General features: G+C 71.5%; 5 protein-coding genes and 1 pseudogene. All 6 read left to right on the top strand.

The window, feature by feature from the left end; genetic code table 11:
- A partial coding sequence (locus ABZ914_RS43625; protein ID WP_500200627.1) for a zinc-binding dehydrogenase occupies positions 1–442 on the top strand: 442 nt, incomplete at its 5' end.
- Positions 426–1,427, top strand: a complete 1,002-nt coding sequence (locus ABZ914_RS43620) for a hypothetical protein (RefSeq protein ID WP_190854257.1) — start codon at positions 426–428, stop codon at positions 1,425–1,427. The genes ABZ914_RS43625 and ABZ914_RS43620, both read left to right, overlap by 17 nt.
- 39 nt (positions 1,428–1,466) lie before the next feature.
- On the top strand, positions 1,467–2,594 hold the full coding sequence (gene chvE / locus ABZ914_RS43615; protein WP_190854259.1) for a multiple monosaccharide ABC transporter substrate-binding protein: 1,128 nt from the start codon (positions 1,467–1,469) through the stop codon (positions 2,592–2,594).
- Between the two features lie 148 nt (positions 2,595–2,742).
- Positions 2,743–4,251, top strand: a pseudogene (mmsA, locus tag ABZ914_RS43610) (multiple monosaccharide ABC transporter ATP-binding protein); the annotation flags it as partial.
- Positions 4,248–5,516 carry a multiple monosaccharide ABC transporter permease gene (mmsB, locus tag ABZ914_RS43605; protein ID WP_190854261.1) on the top strand — a complete coding sequence of 423 codons (1,269 nt, stop codon included), beginning with the start codon at positions 4,248–4,250 and terminating at the stop codon, positions 5,514–5,516. The pseudogene mmsA and the gene mmsB, both read left to right, overlap by 4 nt.
- Before the next feature lie 135 nt (positions 5,517–5,651).
- Positions 5,652–6,813: aldose epimerase family protein (locus tag ABZ914_RS43600; protein ID WP_500200626.1), on the top strand; the 1,162-nt coding region annotated here is incomplete at its 3' end.

The raw sequence follows: 6,813 nt of genomic DNA, 5'->3' as shown, positions 1-6,813 counted from the left end.
CGAGCCGGCGCTGGACGCGGGGGCGACCGCGTTCAGCCGTCCGGGCGAGGCCCCCGAGGGGGCGTTCGACGTGGTCGTGGAGACCGCCGGCGCGTCCGGCACGGCCGGCTCGGCGGTGCGGCTGGCGCGCCGCGGCGGGCGCGTCGTGCTCACCGGCATCCCCGCCGACCCGGCCGACGCCGTCCCGACGTCGCTGCTGGTCACCCGGGCCCTGTCGATGCACACCGTGTTCGGCTCCGGCCCCGCCGACTGGACGTACGCGGTCCGCGCGTTCGCCAGCGGGGTGCTGCGGCCGGCGTCCCTGATCACCCACGAGCTGCCGCTGACCGCGTTCGCGGCGGCGCTCGGGCTCAGCGGCTCCCCCGACGCCGGGAAGGTGCTGCTGCGCCCCGACCTCGACACGCCCCCGACCGGCGGGAGGACCGATGGACCCCTTCTCTGACGACCCGGCCGAGGCCGGCCGCGCGCCCGGCGAGGACGCGCTGCGCTCCCTCGGCCTGCCCGGCCGCGCCGCGCCGCCGCCCGCGTCCGGCCTGCGGTTCCCGGACGGCGGTACGTGGCGCACCGAACTGCCGTCCTGCGAGGGGCCCGCCGTGCTGGCGGCGGTGCTGGAGGAGAGCGAGCGCCTAGAGGTGCCGCTGCACCGCATCAGCCAGGGCAGCGGCGTGTGGATGCTCACCGACGCCGAGATCGGCGAGATGGTGGACGCCTGCGACGCGCGCGGCATCGAGCTGTGCCTGTTCCTCGGCCCGCGCGGCACCTGGGAGCCGGGCGCCGGCGGCCGCTCCTACAACGCCTCCGGGCCGCGCGCCCGCGGCCGCGACCAGCTCGCCCAGTGCGTCGAGGACGCCGAGCGCGCCACCGGGCTCGGCGTGCGGTCGCTGCTGGTCGCCGACGAGGGCGTGCTGTGGACGCTGCACCGGCTGCGCGAGGCCGGCCGGCTGCCCGCCGACACCACGTTCAAGGTGTCCGCGCTGGTCGGGCCGGTGAACCCGGCCTCGTTCGCGGTGTGGGAGGGCCTCGGCGCCGACTCGGTCAACGTGCCGAGCGACCTGACCGTCGCCCAGCTCGCCGAGATCCGCGCGGTGAGCGCCGCGCCGATGGACTTCTACGTCGAGGCGCCCGACGACCTCGGCGGGTTCGTCCGCTTCTACGACGCGGCGGAGCTGATCCGCTGCGGCGCGCCGCTCTATCTGAAGTTCGGGCTGCGCAACGCGCCCGCGCTGTATCCGGTCGGCCTCCACCTGCTGCCCGCCGCCGTGGCGAGCGCGCGGGAGCGGGTGCGGCGCGGCCGGCTCGTCCTGGACACCCTCGCCCGGCTCGGGGCGGGCGAGGGGATGTCCCCGATCGGGTCCCGGGACCCGGGGCCGCTGCGGCGGTTCCCGTCCGCGCCCGAGGCCCTGCCCACGTCCGCCGTCCCACGCTGATTCGCTCCGCTGCCCTCCCCCACCCCCAAGGAGAACGAGATGAGACTCCGGCGCATCACCACGGTCCTGTCCGCGCTGGTCCTGGCGACCGCCATGACGGCGTGCGGCTCCAGCGAGAAGAGCATCGACAAGAAGGGGAAGTCCGGCGACACCAAGGGCGCGCTGATCGGCGTGACGATGCCGACGAAGTCGTCCGAGCGCTGGATCCGCGACGGCAACACGCTGAAGGCCGACCTGGAGAAGCTCGGCTACAAGGTGGACCTGCAGTACGCCGAGAACGACATCCCGACGCAGGTCAGCCAGATCGAGAACCAGATCACCAAGGGCGCCAAGCTGCTGGTCGTCGCGTCCATCGACGGCACCGCGCTGACCAGCCAGCTGCAGGAGGCGCACCAGAACCACATCCCGGTGATCTCCTACGACCGGCTCATCATGCGCAGCCCGGACGTCGACTACTACGTCACGTTCGACAACTACAAGGTCGGCGTGGAGCAGGCGACCTCGCTGCTCACCGGCCTGAAGATCAAGAACGCGGACGGGTCGGAGGGCAAGGCGAAGGGCCCGTTCAACATCGAGCTGTTCGCCGGGTCCCCCGACGACAACAACGCCCCGTTCTTCTACAAGGGCGCGATGTCGGTGCTCCAGCCGTACATCGACAAGGGGACCCTGGTCGTCAAGAGCGGCCAGACCGACTTCAAGACCATGGCGATCCTGCGCTGGGACCCGGCCACGGCGCAGAAGCGGATGGAGGACATCCTCACCAAGACCTACCGGGGCGGTGCCAAGGTCGACGGCGTGCTCTCGCCGTACGACGGCCTGTCGATCGGCATCCTGTCGGCGCTCAAGAGCAACGGCTACGGCACCCCGAGCCAGCCGTACCCGGTGGTGACCGGGCAGGACGCCGAGCGGGCGTCGGTGAAGTCGATCCTGGCGGGCGAGCAGTACTCCACCATCTTCAAGGACGTCCGCAAGCTCGCCGACGAGGCGGCGAAGATGTCCGACGCGATCCTCAAGGGCGCGAAGCCGCAGGTCAACAACACCACCGACTACAACAACCAGAAGAAGGTCGTCCCGACGCAGATGCTGCAGCCGGTGATCGTCAACAAGTCCAACGTGCAGACCGAGCTCGTGCAGTCCGGCTACTACACGCAGGCGCAGCTGGGATGACGCCGTGACCACCGACGACACCACCGACACGACGGGCACGGACGCGTCGGGCGCCCTCGCGGAGGGCGCCGGCGCGGCCGGCGCCGCGGGGGCCGACGAGATCCTGCGGATGCGCGGCATCACCAAGACGTTCCCCGGGGTGAACGCGCTGGCGGACGTCGACCTGACCGTGCGCCGCGGCGAGATCCACGCGATCTGCGGCGAGAACGGGGCCGGCAAGTCCACGCTGATGAAGGTGCTGTCCGGGGTCTACCCGCACGGCTCGTACGACGGGGAGATCCTCTTCGACGGCGAGCCGTGCCGGTTCTCCGGCATCCGCGACAGCGAGGAGCGCGGGATCGTCATCATCCACCAGGAGCTGGCGCTGTGCCCGCAGCTGTCGATCGCCGAGAACATCTTCCTCGGCAACGAGCGGGCGTCGCGCGGGTTCCTGGGGGGCCGGTTCCTCGGGCGGGGCCTGGTCGACTGGAACCGCACCAACCACGAGGCCGGGCTGCTGCTGGAGCGGGTCGGGCTGCCGGAGAACCCGGTGACCCCGATCGCCGACCTCGGCGTCGGCAAGCAGCAGCTGGTGGAGATCGCCAAGGCGCTGTCCAAGCGGGTGCGGCTGCTGATCCTGGACGAGCCGACCGCCGCGCTGAACGACGCGGACTCCGCGCACCTGCTGGACCTGATGCGCGGGCTCCGCGACGACGGCATCACCTGCGTGATCATCTCGCACAAGCTGAACGAGGTGCTGGCGATCGCCGACACCGTCAGCGTGCTGCGCGACGGCCGGATGATCGAGACGCTCGACCCGTCCGGCGGCGGGGTCACCGAGGACCGCGTCATCTCCGGGATGGTCGGCCGGGACCTGGAGCACCGCTTCCCGCCCCGCGAGCCGGAGATCGGCGAGGAGGCGCTGCGGATCGAGGACTGGACGGTGCACAGCCCGGCGCAGCGCGACCGCGCGGTGGTGTCGGGGGCCGCCCTGACGCTGCGGCGCGGCGAGATCGTGGGGCTCGCCGGGCTGATGGGCGCGGGCCGCACCGAGCTGGCGATGAGCGTGTTCGGGCGGTCCTACGGGGTCGACATCTCGGGCAGGGTCTACAAGGACGGCGAGCCGGTCCGGTTGCGCACCGTGCGGGACGCGATCCGGCACGGCATCGCCTACGCCACCGAGGACCGCAAGCGCTACGGGCTCAACCTCATCCAGGACATCAGGCGGAACGTGTCGGCCGCGCGGCTCGGGAAGCTGTCCCGGGCCGGGTGGGTGAACGAGTACCACGAGTACCGGGTCGCCGAGGAGTTCCGCGGCGGGATGAACATCAAGGCGCCGAGCGTGCTGGCCACGACCGGGCAGCTGAGCGGCGGGAACCAGCAGAAGGTCGTGCTGTCCAAGTGGATCTTCACGGATCCGGACGTGCTGATCCTGGACGAGCCGACCCGCGGCATCGACGTCGGCGCCAAGTACGAGATCTACACGATCATCAACCGGCTCGCCGCCGAGGGCCGGGCGATCCTGCTGATCTCCTCCGAGCTGCCGGAGCTGCTCGGCATGTGCGACCGGATCTACACGATGGCGGCCGGCCGGATCACCGGCGAGGTGCCGCGGGCGGAGGCCACGCAGGAGCGCCTCATGTCCTACATGACCATGGGAAGGGAGCAGGCCGGATGAGCCGTACCGCGCCCGCGAAGACCGACGCCGCGCAGGCCGCGACCGCGCCGCGCGGCGGCGCGGCGGCGCCCGCCGCCGGCCGGCCGCGGCTGACCGTGAACGTGCGGCAGAGCGGCATCTACATCGCGTTCGCGCTGATCGTCGTGCTGTTCGCGGTGCTGACCGGAGGCGATCTGCTGCAGCCGCAGAACATCTCCAACATCATCGTGCAGAACTCCTACATCCTGATCCTGGCGATCGGGATGATCCTCATCATCATCTCCGGGCACATCGACCTGTCGGTGGGCTCGCTGGTCGGCGTGACCGGCGCGATCGCGGCCTGGCTGATGGTCAGCCACCATGTCGCGTGGCCGGTCGCGCTGCTGCTGACGCTCGTGGCGGGCGCCGCGATCGGCGCGTGGCAGGGGTACTGGACGGCCTTCTTCGGCATCCCGTCGTTCATCGTCACGCTCGCCGGGATGCTGCTGTTCCGGGCGCTGACCATGACGGTGCTCGGCAACCAGGGCCTCGGCCCGTTCCCCGACCAGGTCCGCACGCTGTCGAACGGGTTCACCTCCGGCTACTTCGGCAACGTCGGGCTCGGGCCGCTGGGCGGCGCGGACCTGTTCAGCCTGCTGGTCGGGATCGTGGTCGTGGCGGGCCTGGCGGTCTCCCGGTGGCGCACCCGCGCGACGCGGCTCGGCTACGGGCAGACCGTCGACCCGGTGCCGGTGTTCCTGCTGAAGATCGTCGCGGCGGGCGCGCTGATCATGGCGGTGACCGTGCAGCTGGCCCGGTTCCACAACCTGCCGTGGGTGCTGGTGCTGCTGGCGGTGCTGGTGCTGGCGTACTCGCTGCTGACGAGCCGGTCGGTGTTCGGCCGGCACGTGTACGCCGTCGGCGGCAACCTGCAGGCGGCCGTGCTGTCCGGCGTGCGGGCCAAGTCGGTGGTCTTCTGGCTGTTCGTCAACATGGGCGTGCTGTCGGCGCTGGCCGGGGTCATCTTCGCCGGGCGGCTCAACCAGGCGGGCCCCACCGCGGGCAACACCTTCGAGCTCGACGCGATCGCGGCCGCGTTCATCGGCGGCGCGGCGGTGCAGGGCGGCGTCGGCAAGGTGGTCGGCGCGATCACCGGCGGCCTGATCATGGGCGTGATCAACAACGGGATGTCGCTGATGGGCGCGCCGAGCGAGCGGGTGATGCTGGTCAAGGGCCTGGTCCTGCTGGCGGCCGTCGCGTTCGACGTGTGGACCAAGCGGCGGTCCGGCTCCCCGCTGCTGCGCTGACCCGGCGGGCGCCCGCCCCGCCCCCGATCCGTCCGGACGACCCAGTGGTCCCCCTCTTTCACCAGAAAGGTCCCCGTCCCCTACCAGAACACGCCAGTCCGTCTCCTCCCTCCCCCCCATGCGAGAGGAACACCGATGAAGCGCGTCCCACCCCTCACCGTCCCGCTGGCCTCCGCCGCCCTGCTCGCCGGCGGTCTGCTCGCCGGCGGCCTGCTGACCGTCCCGGCCACGGCCGCGTCCTCCGGGCCCACCATCGCCAAGGAGCCGTTCGGCGCGCTGCCGGACGGCACGAAGATCGACCGGTACACGCTCGGCAGCGGCCACGGGATGAAGGTCCGCATCCTCACCTACGGCGGCATCGTCCAGTCCCTCGACGTCCCCGACCGGCACGGCCGCTCCGCCGACGTCGCGCTCGGGTTCCGCACCCTGGACGGCTACCTCAGCGACACCTACAAGGACGAGAACCCGTACTTCGGGGCGCTGATCGGGCGCTACGGCAACCGGATCGGCGGCGCTCAGTTCACCCTGGACGGCAAGACCTACAAGGTCCCCGCCAACGACGGGAAGAACAGCCTGCACGGCGGCACGACCGGCTTCGACAAGCGGGTGTGGACGGCGCAGCCGGTCACGGGCGGCGACGCGGTGTCGCTCCGGCTGTCGTACGTCAGCCCCGACGGCGAGGAGGGCTACCCCGGCACCCTCCGCACCACCGTCACCTACACCGTCACGCGCGGGAACGACCTGCGCATCCGCTACCAGGCCACCACCGACAAGCCGACCGTCGTCAACCTGACCAACCACACCTACTTCAACCTGGCCGGCGAGGGGTCCGGCGAGGTCTACGACCACAAGGTGCAGATCAACGCGTCCCGCTTCACGCCGGTCGACTCCACCCTCATCCCGACCGGGCAGCTGGCCACGGTGCACGGCACGCCGCTGGACTTCACCCGCCCGCACACCATCGGCGAGCGCATCCGCCAGGGCGACCAGCAGATGGTGTACGGGCGCGGCTACGACCACAACTTCGTGCTCGACGGCACCGGCATGAAGCTCGCCGCCCGCGTCACCGAGCCGACCACCGGCCGGGTGATGGAGATCCGCACCGACCAGCCCGGCCTGCAGTTCTACTCCGGCAACTTCCTCGACGGCCGGCTGGTCGGCACCGGCGGGACGATGTACCGGCAGGGCGACGGGTTCGCCATGGAGACCCAGCACTTCCCCGACTCGCCCAACAAGCCGCAGTTCCCGAGCACCACGCTGCGGCCCGGCCAGACTTACGACTCCACCAGCGTCTACT

Origin of the sequence: Spirillospora sp. NPDC046719 (assembly GCF_040645715.1) — a bacterium.
In the GTDB taxonomy this organism is placed as follows: Bacteria; Actinomycetota; Actinomycetes; order Streptosporangiales; family Streptosporangiaceae; genus Spirillospora.
Note: the sequence above shows the minus strand (reverse complement) of the source record. Positions and strands in the feature narration are given on the sequence as shown.